The organism is Pseudomonas piscis (genome assembly GCF_009380155.1).
Classification (GTDB): Bacteria; Pseudomonadota; Gammaproteobacteria; order Pseudomonadales; family Pseudomonadaceae; genus Aquipseudomonas; species Aquipseudomonas piscis.
Genome location: NZ_WHUV01000002.1, coordinates 657923 through 678450 on the forward strand (window position 1 = coordinate 657923; position 20528 = coordinate 678450).

Genomic DNA, 20528 nt, shown 5'->3' on the forward strand with positions numbered 1-20528 from the left:
TATATTGAACCAGCCTGCTTGATCCGGTGGTAAGACTTGCAGAGCACGATGCTCCGCAGAGACATGCTTCCAATATAGGGGGGGCTTATGGACTCAGTGGATAGCGACGCCCAGCGCTTGCTCGGGCTGATCGTGAGGGCAGCGCAGCTTGATGCCCGCGAGTGTGCCGAACGGCACGACCTCTTGCGCCAAGCCAGCGCCCTACTTTGGTGGCTGGAGCCTGGTTCCCCTCCCCGCACGATCGCAAATCTGCTCTCCTGCCTCAGCCTGCCGCTTGAGCAATGGCTGGACAGTCGTCTTAGGCAAGGCTACGAGGGCGCTCTGCAGTTTGCTGATGAACCCACTATGCTGTGCAGCGCGATCGCGCTGGAGACAAACCCTCGCTTGGGCTGGGAGCGTGTCCAGCAAATCGTGAAAAAAGTTCGCGACCTCTGCCGGACGCGACCCCATGGCGATGATGAATACCGACTGTTCCGGATGTTTTTGATCGAGCATGGAGTCGTAGACGCTGACAGTAGCCTGGACTTCTTGATTCCGCTTCAAGTCAGCTTCAACTCGCTGTACGAGCCGATTCCTCAGCATCTAATCCGCTCGGGTTATATCTACCTATGTCCGGGTTGTGGGTGGCCGATGGAGATTCACCACCGGGCAGTGTCCTGCGGCGCGCAGTGGTGTGAACAAACCGTCGGGATTTTCCAGTGGATGGGTGACGAGCTGGTGAGTGTCAGAACCTCTAAGCTCATCCACCCCGTCACTGCTAAGAACAAGTACCGGCTAGTCCCCGCATTATGGGCATTTACCTTGATTCCGGGACTGCTGGAGATGCGCCTGCGCGATGGTATTGCTCGGCTAGGGATTACTGCAGAGCTGTGGCCTGACGTCGACCAGGCTGACCTGAGCTTCACGGCCAATGATCGAACCTATTCGCTGGATGCCAAGGTTTGGAATTCGCCTCGAAATCTGGGACTTCACCTGGTTGATACCCCATCCACTGGGGCTATCTACATCATTCCGGACTACCAACGGCAGCACGTCGATTCGTTAAGTGAGCAGTGCAGCCCTAAGCAGATCAAGTCTGAATCTCAGTGCCTGCGGTGGGTGAAAGAGCTATGTCAACGTTAACTGAAAATGCAACCGCCCTAGCGCTTGGGCTGGCCATCAAGCACATCAGCAAGGAGCCGACCCTCGCTGACGCTGAAGTCTTTCTGGTAGGACGCCCTCATCTGTGGATCGGCTGGGAAAGCGCTTCTGAGGTGGCGCGCGAGCAAATAATTACGCTCATCAAGTACCGCCCTGTCGACCTGAACCAGACCGGGCGATTTCTTGATGTGGCGCGGAGGATTATTTTCGGTGCTGGTTCGCCGTTTCGGGCAGCGGGTGCTGATCTCTTAGTTAGCCAAGAAGCCCCGCCCCCCCTGACCGAAACCGACGTTTACTGCTTCCAGGAAGGCTTTGACCTGGACGGCCTAATCGAGGAGAAACTCTGCGCTATCAAGGTGGAGCCAACTGCCGCGTCATCTACGAAATGGCCCGTGGACGGACAGATTATTCTTCGAGAAACGCAGTCCGATGGGTATCGCACGTTTGTCATTCCCGAAGCCCAGCGCTCTCGACTGGCGCTAAATGACACCCCTCTTCCCCTGGTTGAAGCCGCGGACGTGCCGAAGTTTGCTTGGGAGAAGGCTTCGCTGCATGAGTTGGCCAGCGCGCTCGATCAAGCGGGACGTGACCCCATCAACCATCTGCATCAGAGCCATCGAAGCTCCTTGAACTCAATCGTACGAAATGAAGGGCGCGTAGAGGCAAATGCGGGAAATTTCTATCGGGTCAATGCGCCGACAGGAACAGGGAAAACTGTTGTCATGGGGTTGATGGGCATCCACTCCGCCTTGCAAGGGCATCGGGTCGTTATTGCGGTTCCCAACCTGACTGACGTGCGCAATATGGTTGAGGCCCTGAAACGTTCGGTGCGTGTCGTAGCTCCCCACCTGAAGATTGCCCCGCTGCACTCCCAGCGTCGGATTGCCAAAGCGGGAGATTTTTACCTGGCGCGTGGCCGAGAGGATCACCCCTACGACTACCGATGCCTACTCGATGCCTGCGCAACAGACGAGAGCGTGAGCCCACGGGATGAAGAGCCCTGCTTTAATCTGCAGATCCCGGGTGAGCGCCGAGGGCGTGAGACGTACAAGCGTATTCATAGCTGTCCGTTTTTGAACCAGTGTGGCAAGCGCACGTTGCTCGAACAGGCTTTGGCAGCGGACATCGTCGTCGTTAATCACCATGCTCTGATTTCCGGTACCACCCGTATCGCTCTCGGAGGTGGCGGTGGAGAGTCAAGAAGCCTCTTGGAGCTGCTTCTCAGGACGGCCTCACTGTTCATGGTCGATGAGATCGATGGGCTTCTACTGAGCGCCATCGACACGAGCGTGTTTGAGCTGCCGTTGAGCAACCACATCGAGCACAGCAGCCTGGCCGAGCTGCACATGGAGATCTTCGGGCGAGACAGCATTCCAGATGTCGATGCCCCGACCCTGTATCGTGCGCAGCGGGGCTGCAACGCGGTAATCCTCCATACGACACGGCTGCTCCAGTTGGCGTTGAAACACCTGAAATGGCCAGATCGCGAAACCGTGTGGGAGCGAGCGGAAGATCAGATGATCGCGGATTACCTGGGCGTCGACCCTTCGGTGCTCGATGGTGTCTGCGGCTACGGCGATCAGAGCATTCCTCCCCACCTGGCGCCGCTGCAGGAACTTCTGCAAGCCTTCTCACACAATGACGCGTTGCCGAGCCCAATGGAGGTGATCGTCAACATTGGGGATCTGCTTCGCAACTTGGCGGCACGTAAACAGCTGGGGAGGAAGCTGAACGACGATAAACTCGAAAAGCTCAAGTCGTCATTGGTTATCAGGACGGGTTTGCACTTTATTGAGACCAGCCTTCGTACCCTCTATTCAGATGTCCCCATGCTCGCGCGTGCGAAGGTGGCCGCGGCGTTGAGGGTGCAGCAGGATCTTTCGGGCTCGGCGCCCTTCAGCCCGACGCCACTTGGGCCGCTGCAACGCGTTGTCTACGGTTTCAAGCGTAAGTTGGAGGGGCGGGACACCTGGTCGCTTCAGGTCGTGGCTATGTCCGGGGATCCGCATCGGACACTTCAGTATCTGCCGAACCTGACGTCCAAGATCCACGCAGGTGTGAATCGCACGTTCATTGGCTTCAGTGCCACCGCGTTCTTCCCTGGCGCCAGCTGCTTCGATTTGAACGCGAAGACGCTAATCGACGTGCCGGACGCCAAGGGGAATATCCGTTTTGAAAATGTGAATGTCTCCGTGCATGTGTCAGGCTCCCCGCTGGATTCTCGCCTGCTCAACGTAAGGGATCTGGGCTATGAGCTCTGGCCGTGGCTCACCAGCCACTTGGCGGCCCTGGAGCAAGACGCCAACACCTGCCATAGAGCACGATTGCTATTAGTCACAGGGAGTGACGCCGAGGCAGAACAGCTCGCATCAACCCTCCATGAAATTTCTGCAGGGCAGCGCAAGGTCGCATGGATTAGGGGCGGCAAGAAAGCCGATCGACAGGAGCGCTTACCGCTCGCGAACCGGCTCACCTACGACGATCTCGTCGAATTCGCCGACGGCCCCAATGCAGATGTGCAACTCATGGTCAGCTCGATCTATCCGATGGCGCGGGGTCACAACATCGTGACCGCCGACGGCAAGTCGGCATTGGGGGGCGTGGTGGTTTGTGTGCGACCGTTGCCTTCCTCAGACCAGCCCGGCAACAACCTAGCGCACCTTTGCTACAGCGTTGGCGAAGGTGTGATGGCGTCAGCCAATCCAGGCCTTGCGCTGCTGGCAGAGCGTGCCATGGCAAACCGCATTCTCAACGGTATCCGGCTGGCACCGCCCTACTTTTACAGCCAACCCAAAGCTATCCGGTTCTTCACCATCATGAACGTCCTGGTCACGCTTACCCAGCTGGTTGGGCGAGCCAGGCGTGGAGGCACTCCCGTTACCTGCTACCTGGCCGACGCGGCGTTCTTCGACAGTCGCTACACTTGGGCGATGCTGTTGGAACGCACCATTTATAAGCTCAAGCAGGATGGCCACTGGAGTGAATTTTCCACGCACCACGCGGGGCTGGTGGAAGCTATGACGCTGTACATCGAGACGTCGGGCCCGCAATCGCCTGCAGGCCCCCAAGAGACTGAGGGGCTACCTGATGACGATTTCCCTGAGGACTAACCTATTCCGGTTTGACCCGGACGAGCTTCCTCCCATCACGCAGTACCATGCTTCGCGGGAATTCGTGAATGCGTGGGCGCTACTCACCGACCACTTCGGCAAGCCATATCTGCCCACCGATTCACTTGAAGAGATCCTCAGCTACTTGTCAGGCGGCCCGGTCTGGGTCAACGCGCAACTGCTCAAAAGCAATGACGCGCCAGCCATCGCGTCCCTGAAGGCGCTCGACTCCGGCAAACTGAACCGGGCAATCAACGTATGGGCTCAGCACATCCTGCGCAACGCACCGCCTGGCCAACAGGATTTCGTTCATGCGCTGGTACCCGATCACGCCATGCCGCTTCGTGCGTCCGACATCATGCGCGACCCACGACAGTCGAACTTGGCCTACAAAGTCGTCCCCTGGATGATTGCCCATCAGTTATCGACCAAGCCGATGGACTCTTCTGTCCCGTTGAACCTCACGGTCTGCAGCGACGGTTCATTGGTCGCCTGGGATAGCCCGTTGCTCTACGCCCGAGGCGATCGCAAGGCCGTGGCCATGCACTCGATTTCGACGAACCTCTTGTTGTTGCACAAGGTGCCGAGTCAGTACGCATCCGTGACGGTTCATTTGAGCCACATTCTGCCTGAGTGGCGCCATACCACACACTCGACTTGGCTCAAGACTGACCACGGGATTTCCAAGTTTCAGATCCACACGATACGTATTGGCGAGGGTCAATATCAGACGGTCTACTCAAGCCCCGCCGCGGAACTCATCCAGCACATGGGGGAAGGTAGCCTGCCGGCATTGGGTGGCAATGAAGTCTCTCTAGCGGGGCCCCTCAGACCTATTCACACCCACACGCCGATTGGCTCACCCATTGGCAGTGGCGTCGGAACGGTTATCCTCGACCAAGCAAGCTTCCATGTCCAGAAAACTGTAGCCTCCGCCAAGCCCATGCTGACCCGCTATGTCGGTCGGCTCATCGCCCTGCGAGACAGCGACTCCCATGCTCCAACTCGGCCTATCCGCATCGCGGTGGTAACTGCGCATACAGACATCATGATGCGCATTAACACGGCGTACACCAATTTGGAAGCAGTCTCCCACGTATTCAGGGACAAGCCTAAGCCTCAAGTCCTGCTCCAGCAGATCCAGTGCAAAGACGCGCAGCGCGTACTGACCACCAAGACGAGTTCAGCCGACATCCAAAGCTGGTTTACCCATGAATTGCTGCCGCGGCTGAGCACCTGGGCGCCGGATGCTGCGATCATCGAGACCACTCCCGATGTGGCCACGAAGGACGATAGCGATCCGAAGCATGTCCTGCGAGCGCTCTGCGCTAAACATGGCATCTCCACGCAGTTCATCTTCCACCTCCCGCCGCAAGCGGAAGGGGCTGTCACCTCCAGAGGTATGGCCGCTGGGCTCAAAAGCCGATTGCGTAAAGCCAAGGCGAACGCTGAGGAGTCCGACGAGCCAGAAGATTACCCAGGCATCAACAGCGTGATCGATGCCATCCGCGGTACCGGCTATGTGCCGATCCCCCTGGAGCGCACAGCAGGCATCCCGGCCGAAACGACCGTGGTTTCGATCTATGTCGATTACCTCAGCAAGCTGAGTGTGTACTTGCCCGTCATCACACGCGCTGTGGTCAACACGCGCGAGATGCAGGTCTACGTGGATGGGGCCGGCGGTCAACCGGGCCAGTGGAGAAGTTACAGCGAAGGCCTCTGCGCCATTCATGCGAGCCCGAAACTGCTGGATGGAGAGGCAGCGAAGCTGCTGATCAGACAGGCACTCCTGGCGCCTACCACGGTGGCCGACAGCCCGCTGATTGTCTATATCAACGCCAGCGCCAAGCGCCTGTATCCTGGCATGAATGATGGCGCGGGCCATGGCTTGCCACCCGTGCCAAAGAACGCCTGGTTGATCCGCACGCGGTCTGATCATCAAACGGCTCAGATGACCGGTGTCCATTCCCTTTCGCCTCTGGTGCCCATGTTCATAGGCAATCGCATTGGTGTACACCAAGCTGAGCACCAAGAACGGGTGTATTACTTCACGTCCTATTCCAAGACCTTTAACAAAGTGCGCTCTCACCGCAAGCACACCCGCTACGACGTCACGCAGTCACAGCTCAAGGATTCGTGGCTGCAGCTCGGGGTGACCGAGTTTGTGATGATCCAGGAAGGCGATTTTGCAAACAAAGATCAGCTGGCGCTGCAGGCCGGATACTGGTGCAAGAATGCGCCGTTGTGGGACGGGTTCCTGCGGCTTCCCTCCCCGCTTCATGCAGCTCGGCAGATCGCGGAGGATCATCCGGTCGCCGAAAAACTAAGGAAAGGCCGGTTTTGAAGGCGCCGCTTTGATTGACTGTGTTGAGACTTGGTCTTAGCTATCTTGGCTAACCAAAACGCCCTCGTCGTCAAACTCCTCCGACCGCACGCTCGGCAAGTCCTCTAAGCCCATGCGAACTACCAGCTACCTTGGCCAACCTACACTTTCATCGGCGTTGCGTGCCGACTCGCAGCGACATCCCCAACGAAACTACGTGAGAATATTTTTTCAAAATTGGGGATGGTTGTTTGTATTCAAAGCATAAGCGCAGCCAAAGGCTGCGAAGAAGACGATTTCCCCTCAGCCCCTGCGGGGCAATGCAGATGCGAGCCTGGCAACAGAGACCAAATCTGGAAACCGTCAAAAGCAAAAACCGAACCGGCAAAACCGTGTGTGAACCTTGCAGATCACCTGCGACTGCACACCACTCGCTTTTTTCTTGTCCTCAAATATAGAACTCCGTCTCGCGAAAAAAATTTCAAGGGTGCATGCAGGAAAATACTTTAAATACAGAGAAAGTCACTGATTATATGAGGTTAATCAGTGAAAACAACTAGATCACGGTGAGCGATGGGCACGGGCAGTCCGCGCCGGGAAAGCTGCAGGCCTATCCCGATGCTGGCCTGAAAAGGTTCTTCGTTAAGACCGGCGTGAAGGTCTGTGTGGTACTGTCAGATGCTCTACGTCGGGTATTTCCGCTGAAAATGGTTTGCGGGCCTTTCTCGCCTGACATTGGCCAGGAGCATCTATGTCGCTGAAAGCAGCTTTCGCCACTGTACTTAAAACCATGCGCATTAGCCGCGGGTTGACGCATAAGGATATGGCCTTAGCGAGCAGCCGTGGCTACATGCTGAAGCTGGAACACGGCCGATCAAGCCCTACGGTAGAGAAGCTGACTGCGATAGGTGAAGCGATGGGGCTCAGCCCTTTGACGCTTTTCACACTGACGTTGAGCGTAGAGAGCGGCCAACCTATTGATACCCTGGTACAGCGGCTGAAAGCTGACGTTGCAGATCTGGAGACCAATGGCGCGCTCAGCGGCCTGGTAGCCTCATCAGCGACGCCTATCTGCATAACAAAGCCCTCATCGGCACGCCGGCGCAAGGCTATTTACCCGTCATCTCAAGCTGAACTGTGCTTTGCCGAGTAGCAGAGGTTGAGATCGCCGAGCGTCAGAGTCCAAGGTCAATCGAAAACAGGATATCCCTAAGCTCAACTGGGACGGCCTTCTCTTCTACAAGGCGTTTTAGCACCTGATAAATTACATGTGACCGTAACTGTTCCCGGACAGGGACGTAGCTGCTGTCGGTGCGCGGCAAATCCGCGCTAGGCAGGACGCGCTCAAGCACTGCAAACGCTACGGCGCCAACGTCTTGCTTGTAGATGCGAGTCAAACTGTCCAGGCCCGGTTTACGGCGGTAGCTGGCGACTGCATCGCCACTATCGCCATGAGAGAATCACGATAGTGCTCAGCGGCGCACAACCACGCCTGCGCTTCCTGCTCAACCTTCAATGCCCTGTCCCCCTCGCTTCCAATCGGCGCGCAATATTCGACCAAAGCGTGCTTGGGCGCCAGAGGTCGGGTGCAGTTCAACCATCTAGGGATTTTCGAACATGCACATTCAACTTGATCTGAACCGTAACGACCGCGACGCACTGCTACGACACTGCCAAGAGTTTGTTCCTGAAAGCGGAGATGCCCGTGAAGACGCCCGCCTGGCTGAAGCTTTGGAGGCGCTAATCGCTGCGTTGGAAGAGGCTATTTGAAGTGCAGGAGAGATGTTGTCGAAAGCTGCCTCAATAGACCAGTTGAGGCGCCTGAGGTGCAAAGGAGTACATGTGTACTCTTGGGTTTGCTCACCCATCGCGAGACGCTACCAAGATTATGGTCTCACTGAGAATCAGGCGTATGAAGAGCAGCGCCACGATCCATTCACCTCCGCAACACAGCCCTGACAAGCCTTGTAAGCAGATGGCTTTGTTGGGGATCCGTTTAAGTAATCTCGCCCCAGCACTCCCTTCGTCTGTTCCGCTTGGCCCGCCTCGTGAAATCCGTAAGAATGTCATCTGGCCATTACCAACTGTACGGAATACTCATATGCCACGGAAGCGCAAAGGGAGCGGCGGCGGGCCGATCGCTCTGTACGTCTTGTTATTCGTTGTTGCCCTTTTGGCGCAAGTTCCAAAGCAAGCGTGGATCACCCTTGGAGTTATCTTGGGCGTAAGTGCGTTGGTATGGGCCGTCAGACGCGCCACCCAGGCAAAGCGTTCCGCGCCTGAAGATGACATTGTTGCGGAGATCGCCGCTGAATCTCGACAGGCAACCTCCCCCAGTCTCACCGTCCAGTTTGGCAGCAGTACCCGCGAGCGAGACTTCCATACTGTCCAAGTCGGTTCGTCCAGCGATAGTCAGAACTACGCCATCCCGAAGCCAAGTGCAAAGGCCATGGGCGTTCGCTGGCTTGCAGAAGGTGAGTCCATCACCGTGGCCGGATTGGCTATCCCGGGTGAAATGCTCTACATCACCGAGCGGGCAACCCAGTTCGGTCAGACTGAACCGTCCCTGATTGATGCAACGCTTCGAGTCGCACGCTCACCCATGAGCCTTACAGAGCGGCAGATGCCCTATTGGCCAAGTTACCGAAGCATCACGCCTGAGGCGCGGCGAGCGTATCTGCAATGGTTGGCAGGAGGTCGCCGCCAGCCTGCGGATGCGGGATACGTATTCCTGTTTTTTTACGGGCTTGAACGCCGCGCGCTGATCGATGCACCGAGCGATCCTCAGGCGAAGGCAGAGATCCCTGCCATCAAGGCCGAGGTCGAACGCTTGCTTGGTCTCTACGGGGACAACCATTCTTTCCGCGGCTACGCTACCCGCTTTCTCGCCCATATCGACGCGGGTTCTGTTCAACCTCAAAGCTATATGAGTGAACCCACCGCCAGTGCCGCAGATGGGTACGAGCTGCCCATGTCACTGAGAGTCGCGCTCGGTCAGATGGCCGTGGATAAATACCCTCTCAATCCGAGCTGGGCATTGGCCTGGGCGCTCGCAGAGCCCAACATTTCCAGGCGTACACCTGTGACCCGTTGTCCTGAGCAATTCGCAGCACTCTTCAAAAACGAATTCGCAAAACGTTATCCCAACGGCATTGTGCTGCCTCAGAACAAGACCAAGCTGAAGATTGCCTATCGCCCTGCTTCTTCCGGATTGAACATCCCGGCAGCAGCCGTGGGCGACCTCCCCGATGTCGCCGCAACCTCAGGAACGCGTAACAAGCTGCAGGTTATAGTGGAGGATTGCACCACCGTTCTAGACGCTTACAGTCGGTATCTGGGGCGTAACCCAGACGCTGGAGATAGCCTGGAAGCCATACTGCAGTTGCCAACAGAGCTCTGGCCTGCTGAAGCGAAAGCAGAGCTCGAACAGTTGGAACAACGCGTCGGCGGCGAAACCATCTGCATGAGTTTCGCTGAACTGGCAGGCCGTTTCAAATCCGCCGGCGCGCTTTCCCGCGACAAAGTCGTGGCACTCGCCCGGGCTTTGGAAAGCAAGCGGATCGGATTAGAGCCCGATGTGCTTTCTGGCAGCCGTACGCCCAAGGCAGAAGACACTATCGCGTTGTTCGCAGCGGACTCTGATGAAGGCACTCTTCGTTCGACCGATGCTTACAGCGCTGCAGCAGTGACTTTAGACCTGGCCAGTGCAGTGGCTGCGGCAGACGGTGACACCTCGCTAGAAGAGGTGAGTCTACTGTCCGGCCACATTGACTCATGGGATCACCTCTGCGTCGCGCATCGAAAACGCTTGAAGGCGCACCTCCAGATTCAACTGAAGCAACCGCCGACACCGGCAAGCCTCAAGAAGAAGCTTGAGCCGCTGACGATCGAGGCCAAGCGGAAAATTGCAAGCTTCCTGGCCCACCTGGCACAAGCAGATGGCGAGGTGACGCCACAGGAAGTTAAGCTCCTTGAGCGCGTATACAAGTTGCTCGCCCTCGATCCGCAGTTCGTCTACAGCGACCTCCACAGTGCAGCTGTTCGTCCCTCCCATGGAGTGGAGGCACTGACTGCGAATGCCGCGCTGGCCACTGCGACACAGACATCAGAAAGCACTGGCTCTGGCTTTGCACTGGACATGGACAAGGTCGCTCGCTTGCAACAAGAAACGGCGGAAGTGTCGGCGCTCCTGGCCAGCGTCTTCAATGAAGAATCGCTGACTGGGACGCCTAGCGCCTTGGAGCCCGAGGCGCCCCACCGGCAGGAAGAAAGTACCGCCGAACAGCTTGCTACCGTGCATGGTTTGGACGTCGAGCATTCAGCGTTCCTCCGACTGCTGGTTTCACGGCCTGAGTGGAGCCGTGCCGAATTGGAAGACGCGGCAAGTGATATGGAACTGATGTTGGATGGCGCCCTGGAGCGGATCAACGATACGGCGTTTGAGCTGTTCGACATGCCTGTGACCGAAGGCGATGATCCCATCGAAATCAACCCCGACATTCTGGATGAGTTAGCCCTATGAGTAAGATACGAGCCAAGGATCGCGATGCGGTCATTCAATCGCTGCGTGCGGGCGTTGTGCCCCGGGTTGGGCAGCATCTCATCCAGGTAGGTCGAGCCGGTGAACTTGATTCGCTGCTCAAAGATGTGGATCGTCTCGCGGATGGTGGCTCGGCATTCCGCGTTGTCGTTGGCGAATACGGCGCGGGGAAAACCTTCTTCCTGAACCTGGTGCGCGGCATCGCCATGGAGCGCAAGCTCGTCACCATGCACGCCGATTTGAATCCAGACCGCCGACTTCACGCTTCGGGTGGACAAGCGCGCTCACTTTACTCCGAGCTGGCCAAAAACATGGCCACTCGTACCAAGCCCGACGGCGGCGCACTCCAGGGTATCGTTGAGAAATTCATCTCCCAGGCTAAAACGGAAGCCAAGACCAAAGATGTCGAGAGCGAAGTGGTCATTCGTGAGTACCTGGCAGAGCTCACCGAGATGGTCAATGGGTATGATTTTGCCGACGTCATTGCCGCCTACTGCCGCGGCTTCGAGGAAGGTAACGAGCAGCTCAAGGCTGACGCCATTCGTTGGCTACGGGGGGAATTCTCCACCAAGACTGACGCCCGCGCTGCGCTGGGCGTGCGGACGATCGTCGATGATGTTTCTGTCTACGACCAGCTGAAATTGTTGTCACGATTCGTACGCCTGGCTGGTTTCGGCGGCTTGATGGTCTGCCTGGATGAACTGGTCAACCTGTACAAACTGGCAAACACCCAGGCCCGTAACGCCAATTACGAACAGATTCTGCGCATCCTCAACGATTCGTTGCAGGGTTCCGCTGAAGGCCTGGGTTTTGTATTGGGCGGCACACCAGAGTTTCTGATGGACACTCGTCGGGGGCTCTACAGCTACCCTGCCCTGCAATCCCGCCTCGCTGAAAACAGCTTTGCTAAGTCTGGCCTGGTCGACCTTTCTGGGCCTGTCATTCGACTCAGCAGCCTGACACCTGAAGACTTCTACGTGCTTCTGCAGAAGCTGCGTAGTGTCTACGCCTACGGTGAGCCTGAGAAGTTTTTGCTGCCAGATGAAGCCGTCCCCGCTTTCATGGCGCACTGCAACCAGCGCTTGGGCGAGGCATATTTCCGGACGCCGCGCACGACCATTACGGCTTTCATCAACTTGCTCGCGGTGATCGAGCAGAACCCTACCGCCGATTGGCGAACTTTGCTGGGCGCCGTGGAGCTGACCAAAGATGAGGCCGGGCAGCAAGATCTTGAAGTTGAGGCCGACGATGAGCTCGCCAGCTTCAAGCTCTGACTCTTCTTCGTTCGAGCGTTTACACCCGGAGGTTCAGCAATGGATCTGGTCACAGGGGTGGACGTCTCTGCGTGATGCGCAGGAGTGGGCGGTACCGGCATTGGTGGGCGCCGATCGCGATGTGATCATTGCAGCGTCCACTGCCGCAGGTAAAACAGAGGCCGCATTCCTGCCGATCCTGACCAACCTGCTCAACAACAGTGAGCCAGCCGGCGCGGTGCTGTATATCAGCCCGCTCAAGGCGTTGATCAACGATCAGTGGGACAGGCTTAGCCGGCTATGTGAGAAGCTCGAACTGCCCGTCGTTGCTTGGCATGGCGATGTGGCAGCAAGCAAGAAACAACGGTTTTTGAAAACGCCTGAGGGCATCTTGCTGATCACTCCGGAGTCCCTAGAAGCCCTGTTCGTAAACAGAGGCTCAGGCTTACCTGGGGCTTTTCAGAACCTTCGCTACATCGTCGTCGATGAGCTTCATGCCTTCATCGGAAGTGAGCGTGGAAAGCAGCTGCAATCGCTCATGCAACGGGTTGAAATCGTCGTGGGTAGAACGCTGCCCCGTGTAGGGCTTTCGGCGACGCTTGGGGAGATGTCGCTGGCCCGCAAGTTCCTGAGGCCAGCGTGCCCGGATGGCATCACGGTTATTGAGTCAAAGTCCTCTGGCCAAGAGCTCCAGGTACAGGTGCGGGGCTACATTGAGCAGCCCATGCAACAGCTGGTGGTGGAACACCCGGGGAATGCGTCAACAGATGAAGGCGCAGAGAAGGAAGACACCTCAGGTACCAAAGTGGCTATCGCAGGTCACCTGTACAAGGTGCTGAGGGGGCATAACAACCTGATCTTCCCCAACAGGCGCCAAGAGGTTGAATGGTTTGCCGACCGTCTGCGCTCACTGTGCGAGAACGATGGTGTTCCGAACGAGTTCTGGCCGCATCACGGTAGCTTGTCCAAGGAGCTACGCCAGGATGCCGAGCGGGCGTTGAAAGCGGGAGATCCTCCAGCTTCTGCCGTATGCACTACCACCCTGGAACTGGGTATAGACATCGGTAGCATCAGGACGGTCGCACAGATCGGCTGTCCACCCTCTGTGGCAAGTCTAAGGCAAAGGCTTGGCCGCTCGGGTCGCCGCGCCGGTGAGCCTGCGATGCTCAGGACGTACTGCCGGGAGCGCCCTATAACAGATAAGTCGGATCTCTCCGATCAGTTACGTGAGGGCCTTGTCCAAACGGTCGCCATGATCAGATTGCTAATCAGTGGATGGTTTGAGCCGCCTCGATCGGGAGGCCTACACGCCTCGACGCTGGTGCAACAGTGTCTATCCTCAATTGCTCAGCTCGGCGGTGCTTCTGCGGCGCAATTATGGGGAAATCTCATCGCAAGCGGCAGTTTTGCGAGCGTCACCCAGCCTGATTTCCTGGCTTTGCTCAAGGGTATGGGTGAGAAGGAATTGATCGTCCAGGACAGCTCAGGACTTCTGCTACCAGGCGAACTCGGGGAGCGGTTGATCAACCACTATGAGTTCTACACCGCCTTCACAAGCGATGAAGAGTTTCGTTTGCTCCGGGATGGGAAGCCACTTGGCTCGCTGCCCGTCAGCAAACCCCTGACCAAGGGACAGCGCATCATCTTCGGCGGAAGGCGTTGGCAGGTTCAGGATGTCGACCTCGAAGCAAAGGTGATCGTGGTCACACCGGCGCGGGGCGGCGAGCCCCCTCAGTTTGATGGGCTTGGTGCCCAGGTGGATGATCGTGTCAGGCTTGAAATGCGGAACGTGTTGATGGACACCACATCCTGCCCCTTCCTGGACAAACACGCTCAAGCGCTCCTAGACGAGGCTCGGAGTAACTTCCGCGCTCTCGGGTTGGGTGACGCGGCGATTATTGGCTCTGCCAGCGTAAGCCATGTGGCAACCTGGCGAGGGGATTACACCAACGATGCGCTGGCCTTGTTGCTCAGGCATGTGGGCATTCAGTGTGAAAACGCCGGGCTATTCCTGGAAGTTGCATTCGGCGCGGAGGACACATTGCGAGCGTTGCGCGTGGTCGGTAAAATGGACATCTCGAACGTAGAGCCGATCTTGGAAAATGTCGAAAACATGATCCGAGAGAAATGGGATTGGGCCCTTCCCCGCGCGCTCCTCATGAAGTCGTTCGCCTCAAGCCATCTTGATCTCCAAGCCGCGGTAACCACAGCTCAACTCCTTACACTGGAGTCGCAGGGAGAGGAATAGCAATAGCAATAGCACTACTCTCCTACATCCCGTCGCCCATTTTTCGAGACCGGCATCGACATCGGAAAGCTTCTGCATCAACTCAGCTTCCCTCTACTTCCTCGCGGCGACCTCGGACAGGGCATAACTAGCCTCTGCGTTGGCCTGCTCGGACAAGTTGGCATCACACGCAATTTCCGGCTTCGTGCTCCCCCGGTTGACTCCTTGGTCACCCCAAGTGAAGAGGTGTACTCCAAAGGCTGCTTTTTCACGAAGAACATGTGGAGTTTCAGGCGACCGCGGCCCAATCATGACTTTGCATGTGTGGTGTCGGTTTCATTCAGCGCGTTCGATCCATTTGATTCCCCGCCGAACCAGGATGACCCCAGCCAGGGGATGAGATATCGATATGTAGGCCTGAAGCACAGGGTGCTAGCCGCCGAGGGAGTGAATGTTTGTGGGCTAAAGATAGTGCGCGCTATCGTTGGCGTTCTGAGCAGTGTGGAGCGTACAGATGCGGCTCTTCAGCGAGCTCATCTTCAATCAGGAGTTTGGTATGGGACACCTCAGCCTGGAGGACGTCTACCCCGATGACGTTGATAAATATGGCCATATGCGTGTGGGGATGACCGACCTCTATGTCAAAGATAACCACGCCATCTATGGTGCGGTTACGCGTGGGGAATGTCGCGAGCTGACCAGCATGTTGCTGCGTGACGCAGCGGTGCAGATGATCATAAGCGCTAAGCTTTCAGCGTTGCCCGAGGATTACGATCCGTGGATCAGCAGGATTGAGCGCAATCGCGCCTTACGGGCAAGGTATGGGGACAAATTCGATCCTTGGGACGATGACTAACAGTCCCTTGTCCGATCACAAATGCAACGACTCAGTCGCCCCTTGCGGATACCGACCGTCAAACGAGTTGATGGTGAGATTCGATTGCAAGCGCTTAACCTCCTGGTCACTCAGTTTGCAGCCTTCAATACAGTGGGGGAATCAATGCTCTCGATTGTTGCAACTCGGCGGAGCGCAGATGGACGCTTCGCTGCAGATGCCGAACGCACGCAGGTACTATTAAGCCTGAAGGTAGAGGGTATGGCAGGCGCTGGTTCGCATGAGGACTACCTGGCTCGGATCGCGAGCTGCGAATTCTGGAAGGAGTACAAATGTACGCAGCGATGTGCTAATGGGTTCAAGGTTCTCTGAATTACGCCTGCGAGTCATCCGCCGCACTCGATACGCGCAAAGCCGTGAGCTCAGCCTCTGCGGTGGTGAGTTTGTGTGCCAGAGCCACCTCCCTTAGCTTCGCGGCTGCGAATTGCGACTGAGACTCACCAGCCTCTTTAGCCTTCGCTTCCAACTGTTGAGCTAGCAGTTCCTTCGCACCTTCCGCACGCGCAGTAATAGCATTGGCAATGCTCAAGTCGCCCCGCAGGGTTTCGACAGCCTCGCGATGTTGCGAGGCTTCCCTGGCATGCTGGCGATTTTCGGCAATGAAGCGCTCGTTATCCCGGATTAATCGGGAGATATCCTCCTGCTTGACCATGAGCGTCTGCTGAAGGACGGTCAGCTCCTGTTGCAATTGATAGACTTGGGACTCGTGGCGGTTTAGATCTTGGTCTCGCTGTTCCTTGATCGAAGCCCGGTAGTGTTCCAGGGCTTCCCGGGCATGGATATGCTTTTGCTCCAGGGACTGGATCTGCCCATCCTTCTCTTGAATCCGGACTTCGAGATCACTATTGCTCTGGGTGAGCCTTGCGGTGCGCGTGATCTCAGTCTGCAGTGTGCACTGAGTGGTCTTGAGCTCTTCAGTTTGAGCTGCCAAGACATCTTCTTGCGCCCTGAAATGGAGCTTGACTTCATCTAGCTCGCTCTCAAGTGCCTCGGCTCGAGAGACCAATAGCTTGCGCTCGTGCTCGAACTCCGCACGTGCCTCCAGAAAGGCCTGACTGCCCTCCTCCTGGACTTGATCCAACAAACTTTCGACGACTCCGCGCAGCGCGCCGCTCATGCGTTCACGAGGGTTCGCTTCTGATCCTGGTGATTCCAGTTGTTTTAGATACCGAGCGATCGTGGTCTTTGAACCTGTATTTCCAACCTCCACCCGGACTGCATCAATGCTGGGATACACACCACGCATCAGCAGGCTGTTCCGCGCCTTTTGCACTACCGCTAGGTTAACGCCGCCTCGCGCCATACACCCTCCAGACGATTTCGTGTCATGTTACATGTCATGCCATTACATGATACGAAAATGCCAAACCTTGCTGGAAAATTGCCGACAACTGGCAAGATATAATCGAGGGTTATGGCTTGCTAGCCTAAGTAGCGGGGGTAAAATGGCCTGAAAGGCGGTACTAATGGCCAGGGTGAGCCACCGAAGGTTGGGATGGGTAAATAAGGTGGTTGAATTGGTCAGCAAGGCAGACAGATACTTGGAGGCGAGCGTTCGTCAGAACACGTCGAAGAGCTACGCTGCCGCCCTCTCCCATTTCGAAGTCACCTGGGGCGGGTTCCTGCCCACCACCACTGAGTCCGTGGTGCGATACATCGCTGAATACGCCGACCAGCTGGCGCTGAGCACGCTGAAGCAACGCTTGGCTGCGCTCGCAAACTGGCATCAAAGCAACGGCTTCCCCGACCCCACTAAAGCGCCTAAGGTCAGGCAGTTGCTGAAAGGCATCCGGGCGGTATACCCCGTGCAGCAGAAGCAAGCAGCTCCTCTGGCGTTACTGCACCTCGAAAAAGCAGTGGCGCACCTGGAGGATGAGGTTGCTCAGGCAAGAGCAGCCGGCAACATGGCCGCCCTTCTCAAAGCGACCCGAGACATCGCCTTGCTCACCATTGGTTTTTGGAGGGGGTTCCGCGGAGACGAGCTGGCTAGGCTCACGATCGAGAACACCCATGCTGAGCGCTATGTGGGCATTACGTTCTATCTGGGTTCCAGTAAAGGGGATCGGCAGAACATTGGCCGCGAGTACAAGACTCCTTCGCTGAGCAAACTCTGCCCGGTCGAGGCGTATCTGAACTGGATTGAAGCAGCCGGCCTAACCCGCGGTGGTATCTTCAGGAGGATTGATCGCTGGGGCAACATCAGTGATCGCCCGATTGCGGCCCATAGTCTTATTCCCCTGCTTCGCGACACACTGGATAGGTGCGGCTTGCCGTCCGGAATCTACAGTGCTCATTCAATCCGACGCGGGTTTGCCACTTGGGCCGCGAGCTCTGGCTGGGACATAAAAACGCTCATGGAGTACGTTGGCTGGAGCGACATGAAGTCCGCGCTGCGCTATGTGGAGCCGGCTCAACAGTTTGGTGGGCTCATCAGAAAACTGGAGGGATGAGATTCTTGATCCTGCGCGTAGGTTGCCCCTGAAATTCCCATAGGGTTATGAGCGTACCTAAATGGAATCCTGCTTTACCGCAATGACTAATATAGATAATAGGAAAGCCTTATGATCGACCAAGATGGTTACCTCACTTTCCCCCTCTATCACGGGACGTCGACACTTTACCGAGATTCCATTGAAAAGCAGGGGCTTGGTGCGGTACGCGACCCCTCGTTGTTCGACTTCGAAATTCTGGAGCAGCTTGCAAAACTGCTTGATGCACAGAAGAGTAAGAGTACCTGGTGGCAAATGAATGATTTTATCGTCAAGGCGATGATTGATCAGAACGTAACAGGTGGTGGGTTCAACTTCAGGTATGGCGGAATTTACCTTTCTGCTTCTCGCCAGACGGCCCAAATGTACGCAAGAAGCCCTAAAGGCTCTGAGATAATCTCGCATATTTTTTGGGCATATGAAGAACTTAAATCGGTGGATCCTGATGCCGCAAGCCAATTGCTCCATTGCGCGCACCCGCTAACAAAACTTTTCGAAAAACCTTCAATGCCAATGCTAATCACAATAAGTAAAGTCAAGGCCAACTTACTCACAACTGAGCACGGCAAGGCTATCGACGAGCAGCTAGCAGAAATGAAAACCCTTCGAGAAGCGAGAGATCCTCATCTCATCGACGTTATCTGGCAGCAGCGAAATTTTACCTTCGATGGGACACTCGAACCGCATACATTGATGTTCGAGGAGCTGTGACCTAAGGCTAGCAATGGCTAACGTGCTGAAATGCGAGCTATCGGGCATGTGCTCTTAGGTGGTGACGTACGCAGCAGGGGCGATTCACAGCGCACTCATTTCCGTGACCATCGGCGTCTTCGCCCCCAACCCTGCAAAGCTGGCTCTGAGGTTAATTGGTTCAGGCTGCCAGGAACATAATTTCTTTCGACCCGGATGCCCGCTGCAGTACGCCTGGATGCCTAGACTCCAGCGCGATGACCTCGGCTTGATAGGCCAGCGCGGGCAGCATCTGTTTTCCGTGTTGCAAGAAGTTCGTCAGGCCAGCAAATTGCTCATGGGTGATCCGGGACGCAGTGGCACGATCACTGGACAGTCCCTCAACGCGTTGCGCGTTCAACACGCGGATGTCCGATTCAAGCTGGGCGAGGGACTCGTGAGCGTATTTCACCGCACCTGACTTTGCCTGAACATGTGATAACGCAAGGCCAAGGTTGATCAAGCGATCTTGCAGTAACTTGACGTCACTCATGCGTTGAGTGGCGCTTGCAGGTATAGCGGCATGACGCTCAAGCACGAGCTTCGTGAATTGATACTCCTTGTGGAAGTCAGGAATGAGCGCTTTGAGCTGCTGAACATCACCCTCCTCACAGAACTGCCGGGCAGAAAGCAGCAAGGATCGGAACTGCGCTTCATCCGTTAGCTGACCGCGCTCATGAGCCTCACTGACCAGCCTCCAAGTCTCTGCAATGGTCTGAGATTGAGCCTGGATTTGCGCGCTGATCTTGTTCAGCTTTTGACATACGATCACGAAACCCGCAGTGGTCACCGCGAGGTTCAGGCCGGTCATGACCAGATTGGCTGTCTGCAAGCTCTGCAGCACGTTCATGCTTTGCTGAAGGTGCTCCATGCCCGTCTGGAGCGAACCCATGCCATTCGACAGGGCATCCTGGAGCTGTTGGAGCTGCGCATGCGTTTGTTGGCTATCCCCGGGAAAAAGGAGGTGCCCAACAATCTGCCCGCCCTTCTCGGTACCTTTGGCATGGCGAACTACACCCCCAAATAAATCGTACTCCCCGCTTTTGAGCTTGGCCAAGATATCAGGAAGGTTCGGAAGAGAGCGCAGCAGCTCCTCATTCATCACAGGCATGCGCGTAGTTTCCTTGTGTAATCAGCAAAATCGGCTTCATATCGGGTGCGGCGGATCTTGGCCACCTGGAGCACCGCGGGAGTGGTAATGCGAAATGCAGGAGAGGTGGCTTGGTAGATTGCAGCCCCGGCAGCGCCAATCGCCAACGGAGGGGCTGCGAGCGAAAGCAGGCGCCCACCTATAGCCCCCGCCATGCCTGCAGCTCCACCGGTAGCCGCAATACCACCAATAGCGCCCGCTGCGGAGATCAACCCTCTAACAACCTGGGCGATGTATGCCGATAGTTTTGCGACATCCCGATAGTCCACGGACACCTCATTCCCGATGTATTTCTTGACCGCCAGGCCAATAATCTGCTCTTCGATGGCATAGATGTCATCGGAGGAGCCGGGTTTTCCATCAAGTTTCTTCGCCACATCTGTCGCGAGTTCCGTGTAGTCCACTCCACTAGATCTGAATAGTGTGGCGATGCTGTTGCTGCCGAACGAGCGGATTTCGGCCTCCATCACCTCTGGAATAGATTGGAGCTTGCCCTGGCTTTTTCGGCTGATGATGGTGGTTTTGACCTTGCTGTCGAGGGCCACCCTTCCCTTGCCGTTATCTGTTATCAGGTCGGCCAAGACGTCCAGGTCGGCGCTTGACGCATTCGACAATAGGTCGACCAGAGATCTGTTCCGCGGAACAACGAACTCCATGTTACCTCCGTAGGAT

General features: G+C 56.6%; 14 protein-coding genes. 11 read left to right on the forward strand and 3 right to left on the reverse strand.

What is annotated here, in order from left to right; translation table 11 throughout:
- Positions 1-87: 87 nt before the first annotated feature.
- From GDH07_RS13075 to GDH07_RS13110, 9 genes are all read left to right on the forward strand, one after another.
- A complete protein-coding gene (locus tag GDH07_RS13075) occupies positions 88-1122 on the forward strand; it encodes a restriction endonuclease-related protein (protein ID WP_152897795.1) in 1035 nt (344 codons plus the stop codon).
- Positions 1110-4250 carry a hypothetical protein gene (locus GDH07_RS13080; RefSeq protein WP_152897796.1) on the forward strand — a complete coding sequence of 1047 codons (3141 nt, stop codon included), beginning with the start codon at positions 1110-1112 and terminating at the stop codon, positions 4248-4250. The genes GDH07_RS13075 and GDH07_RS13080 overlap by 13 nt, the downstream gene beginning before the upstream one ends.
- On the forward strand, positions 4228-6594 hold the full coding sequence (locus tag GDH07_RS32290; protein ID WP_178124051.1) for an RNaseH domain-containing protein: 2367 nt from the start codon (positions 4228-4230) through the stop codon (positions 6592-6594). Before GDH07_RS13080 ends, GDH07_RS32290 begins: the two co-directional genes overlap by 23 nt.
- Before the next feature lie 730 nt (positions 6595-7324).
- A complete protein-coding gene (locus GDH07_RS13090; protein ID WP_152897797.1) occupies positions 7325-7726 on the forward strand; it encodes a helix-turn-helix domain-containing protein in 402 nt (133 codons plus the stop codon).
- Positions 7727-8190: 464 nt separating this feature from the next.
- The gene (locus GDH07_RS32295; RefSeq protein ID WP_178118195.1) at positions 8191-8343 is read left to right on the forward strand and encodes a hypothetical protein; all 153 of its coding nucleotides are present in this window, start codon (positions 8191-8193) and stop codon (positions 8341-8343) included.
- A 331-nt stretch (positions 8344-8674) separates the two neighbouring features.
- Positions 8675-11095, forward strand: a complete 2421-nt coding sequence (locus tag GDH07_RS13095) for a tellurite resistance TerB family protein (protein WP_152897798.1) — start codon at positions 8675-8677, stop codon at positions 11093-11095.
- Entirely contained in the window at positions 11092-12387 is a 1296-nt protein-coding gene (locus GDH07_RS13100) for an ATP-binding protein (RefSeq protein ID WP_152897799.1), read from the forward strand. The genes GDH07_RS13095 and GDH07_RS13100 overlap by 4 nt, the downstream gene beginning before the upstream one ends.
- A 43-nt stretch (positions 12388-12430) precedes the next feature.
- Positions 12431-14614: a DEAD/DEAH box helicase gene (locus GDH07_RS13105; RefSeq protein ID WP_343038268.1), complete on the forward strand. Its 2184-nt coding sequence runs from the start codon at positions 12431-12433 to the stop codon at positions 14612-14614.
- A 493-nt stretch (positions 14615-15107) separates the two neighbouring features.
- Positions 15108-15449 (forward strand): hypothetical protein, encoded by a 342-nt coding sequence (locus tag GDH07_RS13110; protein ID WP_236171797.1) that lies wholly within the window; start codon positions 15108-15110, stop codon positions 15447-15449.
- Between the two features lie 352 nt (positions 15450-15801).
- On the opposite strand, the gene GDH07_RS13120 is transcribed toward GDH07_RS13110, so the two are convergent.
- Entirely contained in the window at positions 15802-16791 is a 990-nt protein-coding gene (locus GDH07_RS13120; RefSeq protein WP_152897801.1) for a DNA-binding protein, read from the reverse strand.
- 205 nt (positions 16792-16996) lie between these two features.
- On the opposite strand from GDH07_RS13120, the gene GDH07_RS13125 reads away from it, so the two are divergent.
- Both GDH07_RS13125 and GDH07_RS13130 read left to right on the forward strand, forming a co-directional pair.
- Positions 16997-17938 carry a tyrosine-type recombinase/integrase gene (locus GDH07_RS13125; RefSeq protein ID WP_178124052.1) on the forward strand — a complete coding sequence of 314 codons (942 nt, stop codon included), beginning with the start codon at positions 16997-16999 and terminating at the stop codon, positions 17936-17938.
- A gap of 111 nt (positions 17939-18049) precedes the next feature.
- Positions 18050-18688: a hypothetical protein gene (locus GDH07_RS13130; RefSeq protein ID WP_152897803.1), complete on the forward strand. Its 639-nt coding sequence runs from the start codon at positions 18050-18052 to the stop codon at positions 18686-18688.
- 160 nt (positions 18689-18848) lie between these two features.
- Here GDH07_RS13130 and GDH07_RS13135 read toward each other — a convergent pair whose 3' ends face one another.
- Positions 18849-19817 carry a hypothetical protein gene (locus tag GDH07_RS13135; protein WP_152897804.1) on the reverse strand — a complete coding sequence of 323 codons (969 nt, stop codon included), beginning with the start codon at positions 19815-19817 and terminating at the stop codon, positions 18849-18851.
- Positions 19808-20512, reverse strand: coding sequence for a YaaW family protein (locus tag GDH07_RS13140; protein ID WP_152897805.1), 705 nt, complete (start codon positions 20510-20512; stop codon positions 19808-19810). The genes GDH07_RS13135 and GDH07_RS13140 overlap by 10 nt, the downstream gene beginning before the upstream one ends.
- Between the last annotated feature and the right edge of the window lie 16 nt (positions 20513-20528).

Coding starts and splice junctions, on each gene's coding strand:
- GDH07_RS13080 (WP_152897796.1), top strand. CDS start 1,110: ATGTCAACGTTAACTGAAAATGCAACCGCCCTAGCGCTTGGGCTGGCC.
- GDH07_RS13140 (WP_152897805.1), bottom strand. CDS start 20,512: ATGGAGTTCGTTGTTCCGCGGAACAGATCTCTGGTCGACCTATTGTCG.
- GDH07_RS32290 (WP_178124051.1), top strand. CDS start 4,228: ATGACGATTTCCCTGAGGACTAACCTATTCCGGTTTGACCCGGACGAG.
- GDH07_RS13135 (WP_152897804.1), bottom strand. CDS start 19,817: ATGCCTGTGATGAATGAGGAGCTGCTGCGCTCTCTTCCGAACCTTCCT.
- GDH07_RS13120 (WP_152897801.1), bottom strand. CDS start 16,791: ATGGCGCGAGGCGGCGTTAACCTAGCGGTAGTGCAAAAGGCGCGGAAC.
- GDH07_RS13110 (WP_236171797.1), top strand. CDS start 15,108: ATGCGGCTCTTCAGCGAGCTCATCTTCAATCAGGAGTTTGGTATGGGA.
- GDH07_RS13075 (WP_152897795.1), top strand. CDS start 88: ATGGACTCAGTGGATAGCGACGCCCAGCGCTTGCTCGGGCTGATCGTG.
- GDH07_RS13100 (WP_152897799.1), top strand. CDS start 11,092: ATGAGTAAGATACGAGCCAAGGATCGCGATGCGGTCATTCAATCGCTG.
- GDH07_RS13095 (WP_152897798.1), top strand. CDS start 8,675: ATGCCACGGAAGCGCAAAGGGAGCGGCGGCGGGCCGATCGCTCTGTAC.
- GDH07_RS13090 (WP_152897797.1), top strand. CDS start 7,325: ATGTCGCTGAAAGCAGCTTTCGCCACTGTACTTAAAACCATGCGCATT.
- GDH07_RS13130 (WP_152897803.1), top strand. CDS start 18,050: ATGATCGACCAAGATGGTTACCTCACTTTCCCCCTCTATCACGGGACG.
- GDH07_RS32295 (WP_178118195.1), top strand. CDS start 8,191: ATGCACATTCAACTTGATCTGAACCGTAACGACCGCGACGCACTGCTA.